Source organism: Microbacterium testaceum, assembly GCF_001476655.1.
In the GTDB taxonomy this organism is placed as follows: Bacteria; Actinomycetota; Actinomycetes; order Actinomycetales; family Microbacteriaceae; genus Microbacterium; species Microbacterium testaceum_C.
This window is the reverse complement of record NZ_LDRT01000094.1, coordinates 1-19,133: the sequence shown is the minus strand read 5'-3', so window position 1 is coordinate 19,133 and position 19,133 is coordinate 1. Positions and strand designations below refer to the sequence as shown.

At 72.5% G+C, this 19,133-nt stretch carries 14 protein-coding genes and 1 pseudogene; 11 read left to right on the top strand and 4 right to left on the bottom strand.

Features of this window, described 5'->3' with window-relative positions; genetic code table 11:
* The 3 genes from NS220_RS13380 to NS220_RS13370 all read left to right on the top strand — a co-directional run.
* A partial coding sequence (locus tag NS220_RS13380; RefSeq protein WP_193755368.1) for a class II fructose-bisphosphate aldolase occupies positions 1–357 on the top strand: 357 nt, incomplete at its 5' end.
* The gene (locus NS220_RS13375; RefSeq protein ID WP_058624539.1) at positions 354–1,352 is read left to right on the top strand and encodes a 1-phosphofructokinase family hexose kinase; all 999 of its coding nucleotides are present in this window, start codon (positions 354–356) and stop codon (positions 1,350–1,352) included. The genes NS220_RS13380 and NS220_RS13375, both read left to right, overlap by 4 nt.
* Entirely contained in the window at positions 1,349–4,147 is a 2,799-nt protein-coding gene (locus tag NS220_RS13370) for an FAD-binding and (Fe-S)-binding domain-containing protein (RefSeq protein ID WP_058624538.1), read from the top strand. The genes NS220_RS13375 and NS220_RS13370 overlap by 4 nt, the downstream gene beginning before the upstream one ends.
* Before the next feature lie 40 nt (positions 4,148–4,187).
* On the opposite strand, the gene NS220_RS13365 is transcribed toward NS220_RS13370, so the two are convergent.
* Together NS220_RS13365 and NS220_RS20735 are read right to left on the bottom strand one after the other, a co-directional pair.
* The gene (locus NS220_RS13365) at positions 4,188–7,292 is read right to left on the bottom strand and encodes an adenylate/guanylate cyclase domain-containing protein (RefSeq protein ID WP_242864618.1); all 3,105 of its coding nucleotides are present in this window, start codon (positions 7,290–7,292) and stop codon (positions 4,188–4,190) included.
* A 72-nt stretch (positions 7,293–7,364) separates the two neighbouring features.
* A pseudogene (locus tag NS220_RS20735) lies at positions 7,365–7,487 on the bottom strand (zinc-ribbon domain-containing protein); the annotation flags it as partial.
* 158 nt (positions 7,488–7,645) lie between these two features.
* Between NS220_RS20735 and NS220_RS13360 the strand changes: the two are divergent.
* Positions 7,646–9,316, top strand: coding sequence for an MFS transporter (locus tag NS220_RS13360; RefSeq protein ID WP_058624536.1), 1,671 nt, complete (start codon positions 7,646–7,648; stop codon positions 9,314–9,316).
* Positions 9,317–9,354: 38 nt separating this feature from the next.
* Here the strand turns inward: NS220_RS13360 and NS220_RS19385 are convergent, their stop codons facing one another.
* A complete protein-coding gene (locus NS220_RS19385; RefSeq protein WP_081323173.1) occupies positions 9,355–10,605 on the bottom strand; it encodes an HAD-IA family hydrolase in 1,251 nt (416 codons plus the stop codon).
* Between the two features lie 47 nt (positions 10,606–10,652).
* Here NS220_RS19385 and NS220_RS13350 point away from each other — a divergent pair, with 47 nt between their 5' ends.
* The 7 genes from NS220_RS13350 (at position 10,653) to NS220_RS13320 (ending at position 17,672) form a co-directional block, all read left to right on the top strand.
* Complete coding sequence (locus NS220_RS13350; protein WP_206543024.1) at positions 10,653–12,023, top strand: FGGY family carbohydrate kinase; 1,371 nt, start codon at positions 10,653–10,655, stop codon at positions 12,021–12,023.
* A 59-nt stretch (positions 12,024–12,082) separates the two neighbouring features.
* Positions 12,083–12,970 carry a tagatose-bisphosphate aldolase gene (locus NS220_RS13345; RefSeq protein WP_058624535.1) on the top strand — a complete coding sequence of 296 codons (888 nt, stop codon included), beginning with the start codon at positions 12,083–12,085 and terminating at the stop codon, positions 12,968–12,970.
* Between the two features lie 255 nt (positions 12,971–13,225).
* Positions 13,226–14,197, top strand: coding sequence for a LacI family DNA-binding transcriptional regulator (locus NS220_RS13340; protein WP_153004287.1), 972 nt, complete (start codon positions 13,226–13,228; stop codon positions 14,195–14,197).
* 293 nt (positions 14,198–14,490) lie between these two features.
* The gene (locus NS220_RS20595; RefSeq protein WP_242864617.1) at positions 14,491–15,135 is read left to right on the top strand and encodes a helix-turn-helix domain-containing protein; all 645 of its coding nucleotides are present in this window, start codon (positions 14,491–14,493) and stop codon (positions 15,133–15,135) included.
* Positions 15,136–15,157: 22 nt separating this feature from the next.
* On the top strand, positions 15,158–15,619 hold the full coding sequence (locus NS220_RS13330; RefSeq protein ID WP_058624532.1) for a hypothetical protein: 462 nt from the start codon (positions 15,158–15,160) through the stop codon (positions 15,617–15,619).
* Positions 15,613–16,545, top strand: a complete 933-nt coding sequence (locus NS220_RS13325; protein ID WP_058624531.1) for a hypothetical protein — start codon at positions 15,613–15,615, stop codon at positions 16,543–16,545. The genes NS220_RS13330 and NS220_RS13325 overlap by 7 nt, the downstream gene beginning before the upstream one ends.
* Entirely contained in the window at positions 16,542–17,672 is a 1,131-nt protein-coding gene (locus NS220_RS13320) for an alpha/beta hydrolase (protein WP_058624530.1), read from the top strand. The genes NS220_RS13325 and NS220_RS13320 overlap by 4 nt, the downstream gene beginning before the upstream one ends.
* 2 nt (positions 17,673–17,674) lie before the next feature.
* On the opposite strand, the gene NS220_RS13315 is transcribed toward NS220_RS13320, so the two are convergent.
* Positions 17,675–19,133 (bottom strand): mannitol dehydrogenase family protein (locus tag NS220_RS13315; RefSeq protein WP_058624529.1); only part of this gene is annotated, 1,459 nt, incomplete at its 5' end.

The following is a 19,133-nucleotide window of genomic DNA, read 5'->3' as shown; positions in this document are numbered from 1 at the left end:
GAGACGGGCGTCGATGCCCTGGCCGTCGCGGTCGGCAGCGAACACGCCATGCGCGAGCGCAGCGCGCGGCTCGACGAGCACCTCATCGCCGAGCTCGCCGCGGCTCTGCCCGTGCCCCTCGTTCTGCACGGCTCCAGCGGGGTCGCGGACGCCGGTATCGACGGGGCCGTCCGCGCGGGAATGCGCAAGATCAACATCGGCACGCACCTGAACCAGGTCCTGACCGCCGCCGTCCGCGGCGAGCTCGATCGGGACCCGGAGGCCATCGACCCCCGCCGTTGGCTCGCGCCCGGTCGCACGGCGGTCGCCGCCGAGGTGCACCGCCTTCTCGACGTGATCTCGGGACCGTCCGCATGAGCGGCATCGTCACCCTCACCGCCGCGGGCGCGATCGATGCGACCTACCGCATCGGGGCGCTCCGCCGCGGCACGTTCACCCGGGCCGACAGCTACACCCGTGAGGTGAGCGGCAAGGGCGTCAACGTGTCGGCCGCTCTCGCCGCCGGCGGGGCCGACACGGCCGCGGTCGTCGTGCTCGGCGTCGACGACGTCCGCTTCGCCCGGTGCGGTCTCACCGCTCCGCTGCTGCGGATCGTCGAGGTGCCCGGGGCGACCCGCGTGAATACCTCGATCATCGACGCCGCGGGCGCGACGACGAAGGTCAACGCCCCCACCCCACCGCTGTCGACGGAGGCCTGGGATGCCACGATCCACACGCTCCGCGCGGAGCTCGCCGCGCGCACCGCGCCGTGGCTCGTGCTCTCGGGCAGCCTGCCGGAGCTCGCGGGCACCGGCCGACTCGTCGACCTCGGCGCCGTCCGCGCGACCGCGCGGGAGCACGGCGCCCGCCTCGCCGTCGACACCAGCGGAACCGCGCTCGACGCCGTCCTCGCCGACCCCGCCGGCATCGACCTGCTGACCCCGAACGCCGACGAACTGTCGGCCGCGGTCGGCCGCCCGCTCCTGACCCTCGGCGATGTCGTCACCGCCGCGCGCGAGATCATCGCGCGCGGGGTGGTCACGGTGCTCGCGAGCCTCGGCGCCGACGGGCTCCTCGCGGTGACCGCCGATCGCGCCGTCTTCGCGCGCGCCGACGCCCCCTATGTCGCCAACACCGCGGGCGCGGGCGACGCCGCTCTCGCCGGCTTCCTCCTCGGCCTCACGCGGGCGCCGGCCGCCACCGCGGCGGGGGAGGACCCGCTGATCGTTGCCTCCGCCTCGGCCGCCGAGTGGGGAGCCCACGCCGTCGCGCACGCCTCCACGATCGTCGCGGGACCGCCGCACGGCATCCGGGCCTCGGTTGAGACCGCCCCCGATCTCGCGCGGGCACTGACCCCCGAGGGAGAAGCGTGAGCACCGTCGCCCCCGAGATCACCGCGGCCGTCGCCGACGTCTCGCGGATCCGCACCCGGGCGATCGACCGGGTCGCCTACGCCAACGACGCCTCCCACTACCTGCTCACCCCGGACGCCGTGATCGTGGCGGCCGACGCGGCCGAGGTCGGCGCGATCCTGCGCGCAGCCACGGCATCCGGCACCCCCGTCACGTTCCGCTCGGGTGGCACGAGTCTGTCGGGGCAGTCGTCGGGTGACGGCTTGCTCGTCGACGTGCGGCAGGGATTCGGACGCATCGACGTGCTCGACGGGGGACGCCGCGTGCGCTCGCAACCGGGAGCGACGGTACGCCAGGTCAACGCGCGGCTGCTGCGCCACGGTCACCGCCTCGGGCCCGACCCCGCGAGCGAGGCCGCGTGCACGATCGGCGGTGTCGTCGCGAACAACTCCAGCGGCATGGCCTGCGGGACCGTGGAGAACTCGTACCGCACCCTCGAGTCACTCGTCGTGGTGCTGGCATCCGGAACCGTCGTCGACACCGCGGACCCGGATGCCGATCGCCTGCTCGCCCAGCGCGAGCCCGCCCTCGTCGACGAGCTGATGCGCCTGCGGGCGCGCGTGGTGTCGGATGCCGCGAGCGTCGCCCTCATCGAGCGGCAGTTCGCGATGAAGAACACCATGGGATACGCCCTCAACGCGTTCCTCGACTTCGACACCCCCGCGGCCCTGCTCGCCCACCTCGTCGTGGGATCGGAGGGGACTCTCGCCTTCGTCGCCGAGGCGACGTTCCGCACCGTGCCCATCCGCCCCGCGATCGCGACGACGCTCGCGGTCTTCCCGACGCTCGACGCCGCCACCCGTTCGCTTCCCGCGCTGGTGGCGACGGGCGCGGCGACCCTGGAGCTCATGGATGCCACGTCGCTCCGCGTCGGCCAGCGTCTGGCGGGCACGCCCGCAGCGATCCACGGCTTCGAGGCCACCACCCAGGCGGCGCTGCTCGTGGAGTATCACGCGGACGATCCGTCCGCCCTGCGCGAGCTCGCCGACGCCGGGGGGCGCGTCCTCGCGGAGCAGCAACTGCTCGACCCGGCCATCTTCTCGAGCGACGCCGCCGACCGCGCCGCCGCGTGGACCTTCCGCAAGGGCCTCTACGCCTCGGTCGCCGGCGCGCGACCCTCGGGCACCACCGCCCTGCTCGAAGACGTGGTCGTGCCGGTCGAGCGCCTCGCCGACACGTGCGAGGGGCTGCAGGAGCTGTTCGCGCGCTTCGACTATGCCGACAGCGTGATCTTCGGTCACGCCAAGGACGGCAACATCCACTTCATGCTCACCGACCGCTTCGAGGGGCCGACGGCCCTCGGCCGGTTCGAGGGCTTCACCGACGCGATGGTCGACCTCGTGCTGGACGCGGGCGGTAACCTCAAGGCCGAGCACGGGACGGGCCGCGCGATGGCGCCCTACGTGCGACGCCAGTACGGCGACGAGCTGTACGACGTGATGGTGCGATTGAAGCGGGTGCTCGACCCGGGCGGCATCCTGAATCCGGGGGTCATCATCGACGACGATCCCACCGCCCACATGCGCAACCTCAAGACCCCCGTCTCGATCGAGCCCGAGGCCGACCGGTGCGTCGAGTGCGGGTACTGCGAGCCGGTGTGTCCGAGTCGGTCGCTGACGCTCACCCCGCGCCAGCGCATCGTCGTGCGGCGCGCGTCGACCGCCGCCCGTGAGCGCGGCGACGGCGCCCTGGCCGCGGAACTCGAGAAGGACTACGACTACGACGGCGTGCAGACCTGCGCCGTCGACGGCATGTGCCAGACGGCCTGCCCCGTGCTCATCAACACGGGCTCGCTCATGAAGCGCTTCCGCCGCGAGGACGCCAATCCGGTGCTCGCCGCGGGCTGGTCGGCCGCGGCGACCGGGTGGGGAGCGGTCACGCGAGCGGGTTCCGCGGCGCTCTCGGTCGCGTCGGCGCTGCCGACGCCGGCGGTGCGGGCGGTGACGGATGCCGCCCGCGCGGTGCTCGGCACCGACACGGTGCCCCGCTACTCGGCGGAGTTGCCGAGCGGAGGGTCGTCGCGTCGCTCGCTGGGCTCGGTCGTCGGGGCGCCGGGCGTGGAGCCCGTCGCGGTGTTCCTGCCGGCCTGCGTGGGCAGCATGTTCGGCCCCGCCGACGGGATCGGCGCGACCGCCGCGTTCACGCGCCTGCTCGAGCGCGCGGGGATCGCGGCGGTGGTGCCCGACGGCATCGACGCGCTGTGCTGCGGCACGCCCTGGTCGTCGAAGGGCTACGCGAAGGGGCACGCGACGATGTCGGCGCGCGTCCGCGCCGCGGTGCGCGAGGCCTCGCGCGACGGGGCGCTCCCGGTCGTGTGCGACGCGTCGAGCTGCACCGAGGGATTCGCGGCGACCCTGCGCGACGAGGGCGTGGAGGTGATGGATGCCGTGGCCTTCGCGGCATCCGCTCTGCTCCCGCGCCTCACGGCGACCCCGGTGGCCGAACTGCTGGCGCTTCACCCGACCTGCTCGTCGAAGCAATTGGGCATCGACCCGGCGCTGCGCGCGGTGGGGGAAGCCGTCGCGGCCGAGGTGCGGGTGCCCGACTCCTGGGGCTGCTGCGCCTACGCGGGAGACCGCGGGATGCTGCACCCCGAGCTGACCGAGGCGGCGACGGCTCCCGAAGCGGCCGAGGTCGCGGGATGGGGTGCCGACGCGCACGCCTCGTGCAACCGCACGTGCGAGCTGGGGATGACGAAGGCGACGGGGGAGTCGTACGTGCACGTGCTGGAGCTGCTGGAGCGGGCGACGCGCTGAGGCGTGCCCGGCTCCGGCGGGACGAGGGCTGCGCCGTCGTTCAGACGCCGCGGTGATCCGCGTCGAACAGGCGGGCGAGCACATCGTTCAGGAGGGGCGACCGTTCGAACGGCTCCGCGTCGAGGGCCGGGCGCGCGATCTCGCGCAGACGCTCCGACTGGCCGGCTTCGATGAACCACGGGCCGACCATGCCGAGGTGATGGGCGTACTCGTCGACCAAGCGGCAGTGGTGGTACGCCGTCTCGACGAGGTGCGCGGCCACCTCGAGGGCGGCATCCCGCTCTCCGCGGACCCAGTGGCGCACCGCGCTCGGCGCCAGGAACCACATGCGGTGGATGCCCTCCGCGTCGTCGCGGAGGGGGACGTCGAGGAGCGCCATGGCCGCCTCCCCGTCGCCCCGGGCGTAGGCGGCGAGAGCCCGCTGCACCCGGATGGTGATCTCGGCGATCCAGTCGTCGATGACGGGGTGGGCCTCGGCGAGCGCGTCGAGGTCATCCCATCGACGCAGAGTGCACAGGGCGAGAGCCTGGTTGGCCACGGCCTGCTCGAGAGCCGAACGATCACCGGCGGTGGTCGCGACGGCGATCGTCTCCTTGCCGATCTCGACGGCCGCGGCGAGATCCTCTTCGAGCTCGAAAGCCTGGGCGACCACCAGGCTGTAGCAGAGCTGCGCGGTGAGGTGATTCTCGCGCGAGTAGTCCACGGCGAGGCGGCGCAGCTCGCGACCGACCACGCGGTGACCGCGCAGGCTCTCCGACTGCGCCACCGCGAAGAGGGCGGATGCCAGCACCGCCGGCTGTCCGCTGCGTTCCGCCGAGGTCAGCATGCGCTCCTGCCAGATGAGCGCGTCGGTCCACTCCGCGTTGTCCTCGAACCACACCATGATCCGCCCCGCGATCGTCGCCGCGGGGCCCGGCCGCAGCGACGCGACGACGGCCGGGTCGACGAACGGCTCGAGCGCTCGCCACCGACGCGCGGCGTCGCCCCTGAGGGCGTGGGCGCGGGCCGCGAGGGCGGCGGCGCGGGCGCGGTCGTTCGCGTCGGGAGCGTCGGTCGCGACCGGACCCAGCAGCGTGACGACGTCGTCGAGCTGCGACAGCGCCATCGCTGCTTCGCCCATCACGAGCCGGGTAGAGGTCTCCCGCGGGGCATCGGCGCCGAGAGCGACGATCTCGCGCCCGAGCGTCAGCACCTCGTCGAAGCCTCCGACCTCGGCCGCCCGCTCCATGGCCGCCGTCAGCCATGAGAGGAGCTGTGCGGTCAGGGTCTCCTGCAGGGTGTCGTCGGCCGGCAGCAGCCCCCGGGCGTCACGGAGGTGCTGCGCGATGACCGCCGCGAGCTCGCTGTTAGCCTCACTCTGGCGTTGCAGGTGGTCGACGGCGGCCAGATGCAGGGCGATTCGGTCGCGTCGTGACTGTTGCGCGTAGGCGACATCGCGCACCGACGGTTGCAGGAAGCCGATGCGTCCGCCGTCCGCCGAGAGCCTGTCGCGGATCCAGGTGAAGACGTCGCGCGCGACGAGGTCGGCGACGAGAGCGTGCGTCTGGTGCTCCGAGAAGCCCGTGAGCGCCCGCAGACCGGCGAGGGTGAAGACCTGTCCGAGGACGGCACCGGCCGTCACCAGCCGACGCTGGTCGGCCCCGAGCAGATCGAGCCTGCTCGCGATCAGCACCTGCAGGCTCGTGGGGGCGGCCATGCGGTCGATACTCGACAGATCGGTGTCGTCGGCGACGCGCAGCGGTGAACGGGGGAACTCGGCACCGGTGGACTCGAGAAGACCGAGGTCGTGCATCGCCCGCACCGTCTCGACGGCGAAGAGAGGGTTGCCCTCCGCGCGGTGCACGAGGGCGTCGCGCACCTCGTGCGGCAGATCGTCCACCACGTGGGAGAGCAACTGCCCCAACTCGTCGTCGGTCAGCAGCTGCAGGTTGACCACCGTCGTTCGACGATGCGTGGCCAACCGCGGGTGGCGCTCGAGCAGCTCGGGTCGCCCGAGCATCACTACCAGGCCCGCGAACGACGCCGTGCCGACCAGATGATCCACGAAGTTCACCAGGCCCGCGTCGGCGTGGTGGGCGTCGTCGATGATCCACACGACCGGCGTCGAGCCGTGAGGTCCTTGAGCGGCGAGGAGCTCGAACCATCGCGCCCACGCGGAGAAGGCATCGTCGAGATCGGTTTCTTCGACCTCGGCTCGACGGCCCACGCCGAGCAGACGCAGGAGGTGGGTCTGTATCCACTGTCGTTCGCCCGCATCGTCGACGATCTCGTGCAGCGACGCGCGGAGTCTGTCGTGGATCTTCTCCGGCGTGTCCGTACCGGTCGCCCCGATGCGCACACGGACGGCGGCGCTCAACGCCGAGAATGCGATGCCGTCTCCGTACGACAGGCAGCGACTGCGATGCCAGAGGACGTCGGAGGGGAGCCCCTCGACGTACTCCTCGATCTCTCGCATCAGTCGCGATTTCCCGACGCCCGCCGGACCGTTGACGACGGCGATCCGCGGAGTCCGCTGTTCTTCGACCGCGTGCAGGAGCTCGCGCAGCACCGCCATGTCGCGACGGCGTCCCACCAGGGGGACATCGAGGCTGCGACGGTCGGTCTCCACGGCCCCGGCCGGGAGGGCCTCGATCATGTAGAGGTCGACGTCGCCGACACGGCCCTTCAGACTGTGCCGTCCCGTGCTGCGCGTCGCGACGACACCGACGACGAGCTCGGCTGTGGACCGGTCGCACCAGATGCTCCCGGGCCGGGCGAGGGCTTGGATGCGCGCAGCGGTGTTCACGGGGTCACCCGCGACCATGCCCTCGCCGACGGCGCCGACCGTGACGGCCACCTCGTCGGTGGTGATGCCGACGCGTGCGCTCAGTCCGCTCGCTCCCACGCGCTCGCCGAGGAGAGAGACGGCTTCGGTCAGGCTGAGGCCCGCGCGGACGGCGCGTTCCGCGTCGTCCTCGTGAGCCGAGGGAACACCCCAGACGGCCATCACCGCGTCGCCGATGAATTTCTCTACGGTCCCACCGTAACGAGCGATGATCGTTCGCGCCGCGGCGAAGTACTCGCTCAGCATCTCTCGGACGTCCTCGGCATCCCGCGTCTGGGAGAGCGTCGTGAAACCGACGAGATCGCAGAACAAGACCGACACCACCCGGCGCTGGGCGACCGGCGGCCCGGCGTGGACCGGTATCTCGAGAGCCGTTCTCGCGCCGCACGCCGGGCAGAATCGGGCACCCGTGGGCAATCTCGACCCGCATCCGGGGCACGCGCCGAGGGGCGTTCCGCAGGCCGCGCAGAACTGGTCCGTGTCGCCCACGGGCTCCGAACATGCGCGGCAGTGCACTCGCCGGTCTCCTTCTCCCGCGGCTCCACCGCTCGCGTCGCCTCAGCCTAGAGGTCGGTCTCGAGCTCTCGCACCGCGCGTCGCCCGCGTCGCGGCGGCTAGCATCGGGCCAGCGTTCCAGCGAGCACGATCGCCGGACCCGAAGCCGAGGTGACGCGATGACAGCCCGACCCCTCGCCCGACTCTCGGCGGTCGTTCGCGACACCAGCGAGTCGATCGTGGCGGTGTTCGCCAACCGGAATCTCGCGCGCATGCAGGTGGCGCTCCTGGCCTCGCTCGTCGGCGATCTCGCGTTCGCCACGGCGGTCACGGTCTGGGCGTTCGGAGTGGGCGGGGCCTCAGCCGTGGCGGTTCTGACCGCGGCACGTCTCGCTGCCGCGGCCCTCACCGCGCCCTTCGCCGCGGCCCTCACCGACCGGGTGTCCCGCCGTGCCACCCTGTTGGCGACGCTCGGCGTCCGGGCCGTTCTCATCGCCGCCGCCGCCATCCTGCTGCTCGTCGAGGTGGCGAGCCCCTGGCCGGTCTACCTCCTCGCCGCGGCCGCGGGCGTGCTCGTCGCGCCCTTCCGCACGGCGCAGCGGGCATGGATGCCGACCCTCGCCACGCACCCGCGTGAGCTCGCGGCCTCCAACGCGACCAGTGGAACGCTGGAGAGCCTCGCGGTGTTCGTGGGCCCCGCCCTCGGCGGACTGCTCCTGTTCGTGGCGAGCGTCCCGGCGGTGTTCGGCGTGACGGTGGTGGCGCTGCTCATCGCGATGGTCGCGGTCGTCGTCATCCGTCCTCCCGTCCGAGCCAATCCCGTCGCGCTCGCCTCGCCCGAGGAGCCGGCCGGACTGGTGCGCGAGCTGTCGGCGGGATTCCGGACCATCTTCGGCGACTCCGACCTCCGGCTGATCACGGCTCAGGTGTGCGCGCAGACATTCATCGGCGGCGCCTCCAAGGTCTTCCTGGTCGTCATCGCGGTGCAGATCCTCGGCACCGGGGCCGAAGGGGTGGGGCTGCTGGAGGCGACGCTGGGAATCGGGGCATTGCTGGGCGGGATCATCGCGATCGCCCGCGCCTCGCGACAGCGCCTCGGGTGGGACATGACCCTCGGCATCCTGCTCTGGTCCGTGCCGCTTCTGCTGATCGCCGTCTTCCCGCACCTCAGCGTGGTGATCGCGGTGCTGGTGATCGTGGGAGCGGCGAACCCGGTCGTCGACATCAACCTCGACACGATCGTGCAGCGGATGACGCCCGAGAACCGGATGGCGCGCGTCTTCGGCGCCCTCGACACCTGCTACATCACCACGCAGGCTCTCGGCTCTCTCGCGATGGTGCCCCTGCTCGACCTGGTCGGGCTGTCGTGGTCGCTGGTGATCATCGCCGTGCCCGTCGCGGTCGGCGCGCTGCTGAGCCTCGGGCGGATGCGGCGGATGGACGCGCGGCTGCGGGCACCGGAGTCGCTCGGACTGCTCCTCGGCATCCCTTGGTTCGCTTCTCTCACGCCCGCCACCCAGGAGACGCTGGCGCGAGCCCTCACGCGCTCCGAGGTGCCCGCCGGCACCGAGATCGTGACGCGCGGCGACGACGGCGACGAGCTCTACGTCATCGAGGCGGGCACCGTCGAGGTGACGCAGGACGGCCGTGTTCTGCGCACGCAGGGAGCGGGAACCTTCTTCGGCGAGATCGCCCTGCTCTACGACACCCCGCGTTCGGCGACAGTCGTCGCCCTCACCGATGCGACCCTGCTCGCCCTGCACCGCGACGACTTCCTGGCGGCGGTCACCGGCGTGAGCCGGTCGCTCGCGGAGGACGTCGCCACCACACGCCTCGCGTTCCGCGGCTGAGCGACGTGGAGCGCCGCGGGCGCCCGCCCCGGAGCGCGTCAGGCCGGGAGCAGCCGCAGCGCTCCGGATGCCAGGACCTCGAGGCGCACGGCATCCAGCCCGTCGACCACGAGGTCGGCGGTCAGCTCCTCTTCGACGGTCGTGCCGGTGAGGGCGAGCACGCCGCAGCCCGCGGCGCGCGCGGCGGCGATGCCCGCGGGGGCGTCCTCGACGACGAGGCAGCGCGTCGGGTCGACGCCGAGGCGTGCGGCGGCGGTCAGGAAGGGCTCCGGGTGCGGTTTCCCGTGGACGACATCGTCGACGGTGACGAACACCGCGGGCCGCTCGTACCCGGCGGCGGCGAGCCGGGCGGTCGCGATGGGAACCGAGCCTGACGTGACGATCGCCCGGCGCGCGGCCGGAACGGCGGCGAAGAACGCGGCGGCTCCGCGAACGGGGGTGAGGCCCACGGCATCCGTCACCTCGAGGTCGGTGACGTGGGCGAGTGCCTCGGCGTGGCGGTCCTCGGGCAGCAGCAGGCTCGCGAGGGTGCGTGCGGGTTGGCCGTGATTGGCGTGCAGGGCCTCCATGGACACGTCGAAGTGCTCGGCGAACCGTCGCCAGGAGCGCACCACCGAGGCCGTGGAGTCGACGAGCGTGCCGTCGAGGTCGAAGAGCACGGCGTCGAATTCGCGCGCGAAGATCGCGGAGCCCGGATCGATCCGTCGCCGGATGCCCAGGGCGGGCAGCACGCGGGCGAGTTGCTGGGCGGTCGAGAGCTCGGTGTCCAGGGACGTCACCGGGATCGCGGGGGCGACCGGGAGTGTGTCGGGGCGATGCGCGTCGCGCGGAGCTCCGCGGGATGAGCGACGGGATGCCAGGACCGCCGGGTCTCCGTCGACGTGGACGACGTGCGGCTCCGCGGGGGCGAGGGCCGCGACCAGCGCCTCCCACTCGGTGCCGCCCGCGAGCTCCGCGGTGAAGGGGGCGACGACGACCACTCTGCCCGCGGTCGACAGGGCGTCGGCGGCTGTCGCCCGCAGGGCGACGTACCGCGCGGCGCGGATCGCGGGGGCATGGGCCGAGGTGAGCCAGTGCCCGCCGAGGACCTCGGGCGGAAGTCCGTCGAGCAGGGGTGTGGTGACGCTGTCGAGGTCGATGAGCGGTGCCCGGACGGCCTCGGCGATCGCGCGACCGAGCGTGCTCTTGCCGCTGCCGGCGGTGCCGGCGACGACGACGGCGAGGGGATCGGGTATTTGACACGGCGACGGCATACCCCCACCATAGACGTAGCAAGTCACCGGTGTCATGCTTGATTTTCCGGGACTCGAAGAAGTTCCGGAGAGGGCGACCGCACATGCAAGACACCGGTGACATGGATCGGGGGCCGGTGCGCCTCCACGCCGGCCTCGACCTCGGCAGCACCGCCCTGAAGATGCTCGTCATCGATGACGACGGCCTCGAGGTCGCGGGCGCCCAGGTCGCCACGCCGTGGCGCGTCGGCGCGGGCGGCACGACCGACATCGACGCGGCCGATCTCCTGGCATCCGTCCGCGCGCTGGTCGATCTCGTGGATGCAGAGCTCGCCCCCGTCACGGCCGAGCCGCTGACCTCGCTCGCGGTCGCCGGGATGGGCGAGACCGGCCTCTTGATCGACGCCGACGGCACCGCCGCCGGCCCGGGCTTCGCGTGGTTCGACCCGCGCGGTCTCGAGCAGATCGCCGCCTTCCCGCCCGCCGTGCGCGAGGAGTTCCCGGGCCGCACGGGCTTGCCCCTCGGCGCGCAGGTGAGCGTCGCCAAGCTCGCGTGGCTGCGCGATCAGGGCACCGATCTCGCTGGTCTCCGGTGGCTCGACCTGCCCGAGTTCGTCGTTGCCGCCCTCGGTGGGGACATCGCGCTCGAACTCTCGCTCGCCTCCCGCACCGGCCTCATCGACCAGGACTCCGGAGCCGCGTGGCCCGCGATGCTCGACGCCCTCGGCGTCACGGCCGACCTCCTCCCGCCGCTGCGCGGGGGCGGACTGCCCTGGGGTGCGGCATCCGCTGCTTTCGGTCCGCGCGTGGCGGGGGCGGCCCTCACCGTCGCCGGTCACGACCATCTCGTCGCGGCTCAAGCCAACGGCACCCTGGATGCCGACGGATACCACGTCTCGCTCGGCACCGCCGAAGTGCTGCTCCGGGTGCTGGACGCCCCGCTCGGCTACGACGCCCGCGGGCGGCTCGCCGACGCGCTCATCAACGAGGTGCGCCATGTCGTTCCCGGCAAGCACGTGCTCGTCGCCGGGGTGAAGACCGGCCTGCTCCTGCGGCGGGCCCTGCACGCGGCGGGCATCAGCGACCGCGCGGGCCGCGACGCGTTGGATGCGGCCGTGATGGAGCTGCCGTACGAGGGCGAGCTCCCCGCAGGAGCGATCGAGGTGAGCGGCGCGCGCAACGACGACGGCGTCCTGCGGCTGACGCTGCACACCGAGGCCTCACCGGCCGAGATCTTCGGCGCCGTGCTGCGCCACAGCAACGACGAGATCGCCCAGCTCATCGCCGCGATGGACCGGGAGGTCGCGCCCGCGACCCACTCCACGCTCACCGGCGGATGGGCGGGGATGGCCTCCGTCCGCCGCGCCCGCGCCCACGTGCTGCCGGAACCGTCCCTGTCCACCCGCGAGCAGGACGTCGCGTGGGGAGCCGCCGACAGGGCGCGGCGCCTCGTCGCGGCATCCGTCCCGTCCTGACCAGCCCCCGCGCCCACCCCGCGCAAACCGGCGCGAGAAGACCCCAGAGAAGAGAGATCATGAACGAACTCACCACCATCGAGCGCCGCGCGCTGCAGTCGATCAGCACCCCCGACGGCCACATGCTCATCGTCGCGGCCGACCAGCGCAACGGCATGAAAGCCGCCATCAAGGACGCCCCGAATGGCTCCGACGCGATCTCGCGCGAGGAGCTCGCCGAGGTGAAGGCCGACCTCGTGCGCCACCTCGCCAACCACGCCCCCGCGATCCTGCTCGACCCCGAGGTCGCGCTGCCCCAGATCGTCGACGACGGCGTGCTCGCCCGTGACACCGCCCTCGTCGTCGGTCTCGACGCCTCGGGCGCTGAGACGGTCGACGGCCTCAAGTACACGCGATACGTCCCCGGCGCCACGCCGCGCTCGATCCGCGAGCAGGGCGCCGATGTCGCCAAGATGCTCTGGTACACGCGCCCCGACAAGCAGGATGCCGACTCTCGCGTCGCGCACGAGATCCGCGACCTGGTCGCGGCGTGCCAGGAGGAGGGCCTTCTGCTCATCGTCGAGCTGCTGACCTACCCGCTCGAGGACGAGAGCGACGAGGAGTACACGGCGAAGTTCGCCGACCTCGTCGTGGACGGCGCCGCCCTCGCCGTGGCCTGCGGCGCGAAGATCCTCAAGCTGCAGTACCCCGGGTCGGCCGAGGCCAGCGCCCGGGTGACCGAGGCCGCCCAGGGCGTGCCGTGGGCCGTGCTGTCCGCCGGAGTCGACCACGAGACCTTCATCGAGCAGGTGCGCACGGCCGTCGCCAACGGCGCGTCGGGCGCGATGGCCGGACGATCGCTCTGGAAGGACAGCCTGTCGATCGATGCCGGCCGCCGTGAAGAGCTGCTCTCCGGCCGCGCCCTGCCCCGCCTGCGCGAGCTCGCGGACGCCGTCGACGGTCGCTGAGGTGACCGCGCCCGTTCGGCACCGACTTCCCCTCCCGGCCGCGTTCGACTCGTGTCGGCCGGGTCTCCCGCGGGTGCACGCGGGGGAGGGATGCCGCGGTGCCGGGCGGGCGCGGGCGTCCGGCGCGCGGCGAGCACGCGCAGGCCGCGCGTACGGACCGCCCCGGGCGGAGGCGGGGGCGCTCGACCGCCGCCGGATAGGGTTGCACGTCGAAGCAGCCGCTCGTCCTCACCCCGGAGGTGCCCCGTGACCACGATGCGTGATGTCGCCCAGCGTGCCGGAGTGAGCACCAAGACCGTGTCGCGCGTCTTCAACGACGACCCGCACGTGCTCCCCGAGACCCGCGCCCTCGTCGAGACGGCGATGCGCGAGCTGAACTACGTGCCGAACGCGCTCGCGACGACGTTCCGCGCCGGCCGCGCCTCCGTGATCGGCGTCGCCGTGCCCGACGTCGTCGACCCCTTCTTCGCCGCGATCGCCCGATCGGTGGAGGACACCGCCCGCCGCCACGGCCTCTCGACCCTCGTGACCAGCCTCGGAGAGGACCCGGCCGACGAACGCCCGGCGCTGGAATCGCTGCTGGGGCGTCAGCTGACCGGGCTCGTCATCGCTCCCGTCGGCACCGATCACTCGTGGCTCGAGCGCTGGCGCGGTCACACGCCCATCGTCTTCGTCGACCGCGCCCCCGCGGGACTGTCCACCGACACCTTCACCGAGAACGACGAGGCCGGTGCCCACCTCGCCACCACCCATCTGCTCTCGCACGGGCATCGCCGCATCGCGTACATCGGCGACCGGGTCCACTTGTCGACCGAGACGAAGCGCGTCGAGGGCTGGCGCCGCGCGTTGCGCGAGGCCGGGGTCGAGATCGACGAGCGTCTCGTGGTCTCTCAGGTGTCGGATCGCGAGTCCGCGGCATCCGTCCTCGAGGCTCTGCGGGCGCTCGACGAGCCCCCCACCGCGATCTTCTCCGCCAACGCGCGCTCGTCGATGGCGCTCGCGCACGTGCTGCGGGGCAGCCCACTGCCCTTCGTGGGTTTCGGCGACTTCCCGATGGCCGACACGCTCACTCCGGCGGTCACCGTGATCGACCAGGACCCCCGTCGCATCGGGGCCCTCGCGGCCGAGCGGGTGTTCGCGCGCCTCGCGCCCGACGAGGGTCGGGGCCTCGAGGAGGTCACCGTGATCGACGTGTCGCTCGTCGAGCGGGAGTCCTGTCGGATCTGATCCCCGGGGAGGCGCGGTGGTTGCGGACGCCTCGACGGGATCGGCCCCGGCGACCCGCCGTTCGGGTGGGCGGGCGCTTCGCGGAGCGTGCAGCGGGCGCGGCGTCCCCCAATTCCGCCGCGCCCGCTGTCGAGAACGGGAGGGCGCGGCGTCCGCCTGCGCGAGCGAGGAGGAGCCGGGGGCCGCTCACCATGTCTCGTTTTCATCCAAGCACAGCGGTTCGTAAATAGCACTCTTGAATTCACGTAAATACGATCAAGCGCCCTCGGAGGGGGTTCGTCTACGATCGAAGCGTGGGTCGTGGCGCTGTCGGACCGCCCTCCCGGTACTCCCGGCGAGTGGTGGCGAACGTGGATCGCCTGCGGAAGTCCAGGGGGCTCACCGTCGGCGAGCTCATCAACCGCGCCGGGATGACGAAGAGCTACTACCAGTCCCGCGCCGGCTTCTCGTTGCCCTACAACACCAACGACATCGAGGCGCTCGCCGCGGCGCTCGACGTGACGCCCGAGGAACTCGCGAGCCCGGAGTCGGCGCCGCGCGTCCAGGTGAGGGTCCCGGCCGGTCCGGTCGCCGACCGCGTGCGCCGTCTGATCGCGAGTCACGCCGCGTCCGAGTCCGATCTGATCGCCCACCTCGAGAACCTCGATCCCCGGTCCGCCGAGAGCGCCCGCGGTCTCCTCGAGGCGACCACCCACACGGTGGTCCTCGACGAAGAGGTGCTGCGCCTGATCACCGAGTGGGCCGATGTGCCCCTCGAATACCTCACCGACGACACCGACGAGGCGCTGACCGAGCGGACCGAGGCCGAGCTCGAGCTCCGCGAGGCGATGCGCGAGGCCGGTGCGCGAAGCATCCAGTTCCGCGCCCTCGGCCAGATGTCGCCCGATGCTCTCCGCGCCATCGCCCAATCCCTCCGGGGGAGGCCACCGGCGCCATGATCGACCGGACTGAGAGGCGGCGGTGACGGCATCCGACGAGATGCTCACCCGCGTGCGCGCGAGAGGCGATCGCGCGCTCGCGCGTATGAAGGCGTCTCCCGGGGCGACCTTCGACGACGTCGTCCGTGCCGTGGAGCAGGCCGTCGACATCCGGCTCCGGGTCATCGCCGAGACCGACACGGACACGTGGGGCACGCTCACCGGGTTCCTCGTCTTCTTCCCGGACCGGCGGGAAGGATCGATCCACGTCCGCGCGGCGGACGCCCCCGTCTACCGCGAGTTCGCCGCGTCGCACGAGTTGGGACACCTCCTCGACGACGCACACTGCTGCGGAGCCGTGCACGAGCGCTCATCCGTGTCGCCGCACACCAACCCGGACCTCGACACGGCCCAGGTCGAGGCCGAACTCGTCGCCGAACACGTCGCGCACGCCATCGCGCGGCTGATGTACGCCAGTCCGAGGGTCGCAGAGCTGTCGTGGTGACGGTGCTGCTCATCGATGCGGCGCTCGTCGGGCTCGCTCTCGTGGTCGTCACCCGGGCACGCGCGGCGTGGCGGCAGCCCCGCTCTCGAATCGCCTGGCTGGCCGCCCTGCTCGGGGTGATCGCGCTCCTGACCCAGGGAACGGTCATTCCCCTTCCCGCGATGGATGCCGTCCTCGGCGGGACCAACGTGCTCAAGCTCGTGCAGAACGTGCTGACGATGGTCGCGCTCTGGCTCGGCATCCAGGCTGGGACCGCGCCGGCGACCGCACGGATCCGGACCCTCCGGTGGGGCTTCCCCCTCGCTCTCGCGGTCCTGTTCGCGGTGGTCTTCTTCGTCGCCATGCCCGAGCGCGGCCCGTCGTCGTTCCTCTTCGTCGAGACGGCCGCGGCGACTTCGACCGGTGCCTGGGCGTACGGCGTCGTGCACATGTCCGGGATCGCGCTCGTCGGCGTGTTCCTGTACCGGTCGGCGCGAGGCTCCCTCCCCGCCGCTCGTCGGCTCTTCCGCGTGGGGGCCGCGGGCATCGTCCTGGGCTGTCTCAGCGAGATCCTCGACCTCACCCTCACGCGCTTCTTCGCGCCGAGCGCGGTCGTGAGCGCCCTGTTCGACCCGCTGTTCTACCTCGGTGTCGTCTCCTTCGTGATCGGCATCCTCGTGGCATCCCGCGCGACCGCGGTGATCCGCCGCCGCGGCGAACGCCTCCTGGAGCGTGCGGAATCCCTCGCCGCCGACCGCGGAGCGAGCGTGCCCGTCGGCCCCGCGGCCTTCGTCGACACCGACACCGACACACGGCTGCACACCCTGCGCGTCGCGATCGAAGACCACGCCATCGCCACATCGACGGCCCTGACGGGGGAGCACCGCGCTCTCCTGGACGACGTCGACGCCCACCTCACCCGCCGCACCACCGGAGTACGCGCATGACCCGCCGCCTCATCATCGGAACGGGTGCCGTCGTCGCGGCGGCCGGCGCCCTGCACCTCGCTCTCGGCGGTTACGTCGCCCGGCGTCTCATCGCGCCGCGTGCCGCCAAACCGTTCGTCCCGATGATCGTGGACGGCGACACCATCGACGTCCCCGCCACCGACGAGAGCCGTCAGCCGGGAACCTACGGCGTCTGGCTCGACGACGGCACCCATCTCACCGTCGGTGAGATCGTGCGCGCATCCGATCGCCGCGTCGTGCGCGTGCTCGCGGCGAAGCCGCCGGCCCTGTCCGACGGCGAGGTCCGTGGGGCGTGGACCTCGCAGAACATCGCCGCGCCCGAGGCCGTCGGCCCCACGCAACACATCGCTGTTCCCCTCCGCCGCGGAGGGAGCGCCGACGCGTGGGTGATCGGGGACCCGGATGCCACCCGCTGGGCCATCCACGTCCACGGCCTGCGCTCGAGTCGGTCCGGAGCCCTGCGGTCCGCGCCGGCCGCGGTCGAGGCCGGCTGGACCTCGCTCGTCGTCTCGTACGCGGGCGACGACGAAGCGTCCCCCGCGGACACCCTGCCCTCGTCTCTCGGGACGCGCGAGTGGCGGGACGTCGACGACGCGATCACCTACGCCGTCGAGCGGGGGGCGCGCGAGATCGTGCTGGTCGCCTGGTCGATGGGGGCGACGATCGCGATGCTCGCGCTCGAGCAGTCGCGTCATCGGGAGGCGATCACGGGACTCGTCCTCGTCGCGCCGGCTCTGGACTGGAGTCGCATCGTCGCGCGGGCGGTCAAGGGTGCCCATCTGCCCTCGTCGGTCGGGGCCACCTCCCTGCGCGTGCTGCGGAGTCGGCTGGGCGCTCGGGCGCTGGGCCTCATCGAGGCCGTCGACGCCCGTGCACTGAACTGGGTCGACGGCCCGCGCCGCGCGCCCGAGCTGCCGACCCTGATCGTGCACAGTCTGCGCGACCCGGTCGTGCCCGTGTCCGGATCGCTCGCGTTCACGGCGCGGCATCCGGATTCCACTCTCGTCGCCTTCGACGCGACGGGGCACTGCAACGAGGCGAACCAGGATCCCGAGCGGTTCCGGGACGCGATCGGCGCGTTCCTCAGGGAGCTGCCGGGAGCCTGACCTCAGGCGTCGAGGACGGCCTGGATCGCCCCGCGTGCTCCCCGTTCGGCCAACGACGCGCGAGCCGCGAGGTACGCCGCACGCAGTCGCTCGTTCGCCCCGAGGTCGCCGAAGACGGGGGCGTAGTCGAGGAGCGCGGCGGGATCCGCGGCGACGATCGCGCGCAGGTCATCGAGGCGACTGTCGACCGCGGGGGTGGGTTCGCCGCCCTCGGTGCGCCCCTCGAGGAAGACGCTCCACCCGGCCAGGACGAGCGCCGCGTGATCGATGGGCCCGCCCGCGGCGAGCTGCTCGCGCACGACCGGCAGGAGGAACTTCGGGAGGCGGTCGGAGCCGTCGACCACCTGACGCGCGAGGGTGTCGCGGATCGCCTCACTGCCGAAGCGGTCGATGAGCTGGTCGCAGTACGCGTCGAGGTCGATGCCGGGCACCGGGCGCAGCGTGGGGATGGCCTCGCGGTGCATGTAGCCCTGCAGGAACGCCACGAACAGGGGATCGGTGCACACGTCGTGGACGTACTCGGCACCGGACAGGATGCCGAGGTAGCTCATCGCCTGGTGCGAGGCGTTGAGCAGTCGCAGCTTCATCAGCTCGTACGGCTCGACATCGGCCACGAGTTGGACGCCGACCTCGTCGAAGGGGGGCCGGCCGGCCGCGAAGGAGTCCTCGAGGACCCACTGCTCGAAGGACTCGGAGCGAACGGGCCACCGATCGTGGATGCCGAACTCGGCGGCGACGGCGGCGCGTGTCTCGTCGGTGGTGACGGGGGTGATTCGGTCGACCATCGAGTTCGGGAACGACACGTTCTCGGCGATCCAGTCGGCGAGCTCGGGGTCGCGTCGTGCGGCGAAGCCGAGAAGGGCGGCGCGGGCGACGTGTCCGTTGCCCTGGATGTTGTCGCAAGACATCACGGTGAATGCGGGGATGCCGGCATCGCGACGCCGACGGAGAGCCTCGGTCAGCAGACCCATGACGCTGCGGGGGGTGCCGAGGCCGTCGAGGTCGCCGAGGGTGAGTTCGTCGCGCGGGTCGTAGGCACCGGTCGCGTCGTCCACGCCGTAGCCCCCCTCGGTGATGGTGAGCGAGACGATCGCGGTGTCGACGTCCGCGAGCTTCGCGACCACCGCCTCGGGGTCGTCGGGGGCGAAGAGGTATTCGACGATCGAGCCGACGACACGGGCGCTCGAGACGCCGTCCGGGGCGGTGGTCACCAGGGTGTAGAGGTCGTCCTGCGCGGCGAGGGCGTCGCGCATCGGTGCGTCGAACGGCAGCACGCCGACGCCGCAGAGGCCCCAGTCGGTGTGACCGGCCTCGAGCAGGCGGTCGAGGTACATCGCCTCGTGCGCGCGGTGGAACCCGCCGACACCGAAATGGACGATACGCGACCGCACGGCCGCGCGGTCGTACGTCGGGACGGAGACGTTCGCCGCGAGAGTGGGGAGGGCGGCGGCGGTGAGGTCG

Bases quoted from the DNA above. Each gene is read 5' to 3' on its own strand.
- NS220_RS13375 (WP_058624539.1), top strand. From the start codon at position 354: ATGAGCGGCATCGTCACCCTCACCGCCGCGGGCGCGATCGATGCGACC.
- NS220_RS13360 (WP_058624536.1), top strand. From the start codon at position 7,646: ATGACAGCCCGACCCCTCGCCCGACTCTCGGCGGTCGTTCGCGACACC.
- NS220_RS19385 (WP_081323173.1), bottom strand. From the start codon at position 10,605: ATGACACCGGTGACTTGCTACGTCTATGGTGGGGGTATGCCGTCGCCG.
- NS220_RS13350 (WP_206543024.1), top strand. From the start codon at position 10,653: ATGCAAGACACCGGTGACATGGATCGGGGGCCGGTGCGCCTCCACGCC.
- NS220_RS13345 (WP_058624535.1), top strand. From the start codon at position 12,083: ATGAACGAACTCACCACCATCGAGCGCCGCGCGCTGCAGTCGATCAGC.
- NS220_RS13340 (WP_153004287.1), top strand. From the start codon at position 13,226: ATGCGTGATGTCGCCCAGCGTGCCGGAGTGAGCACCAAGACCGTGTCG.
- NS220_RS13320 (WP_058624530.1), top strand. From the start codon at position 16,542: ATGACCCGCCGCCTCATCATCGGAACGGGTGCCGTCGTCGCGGCGGCC.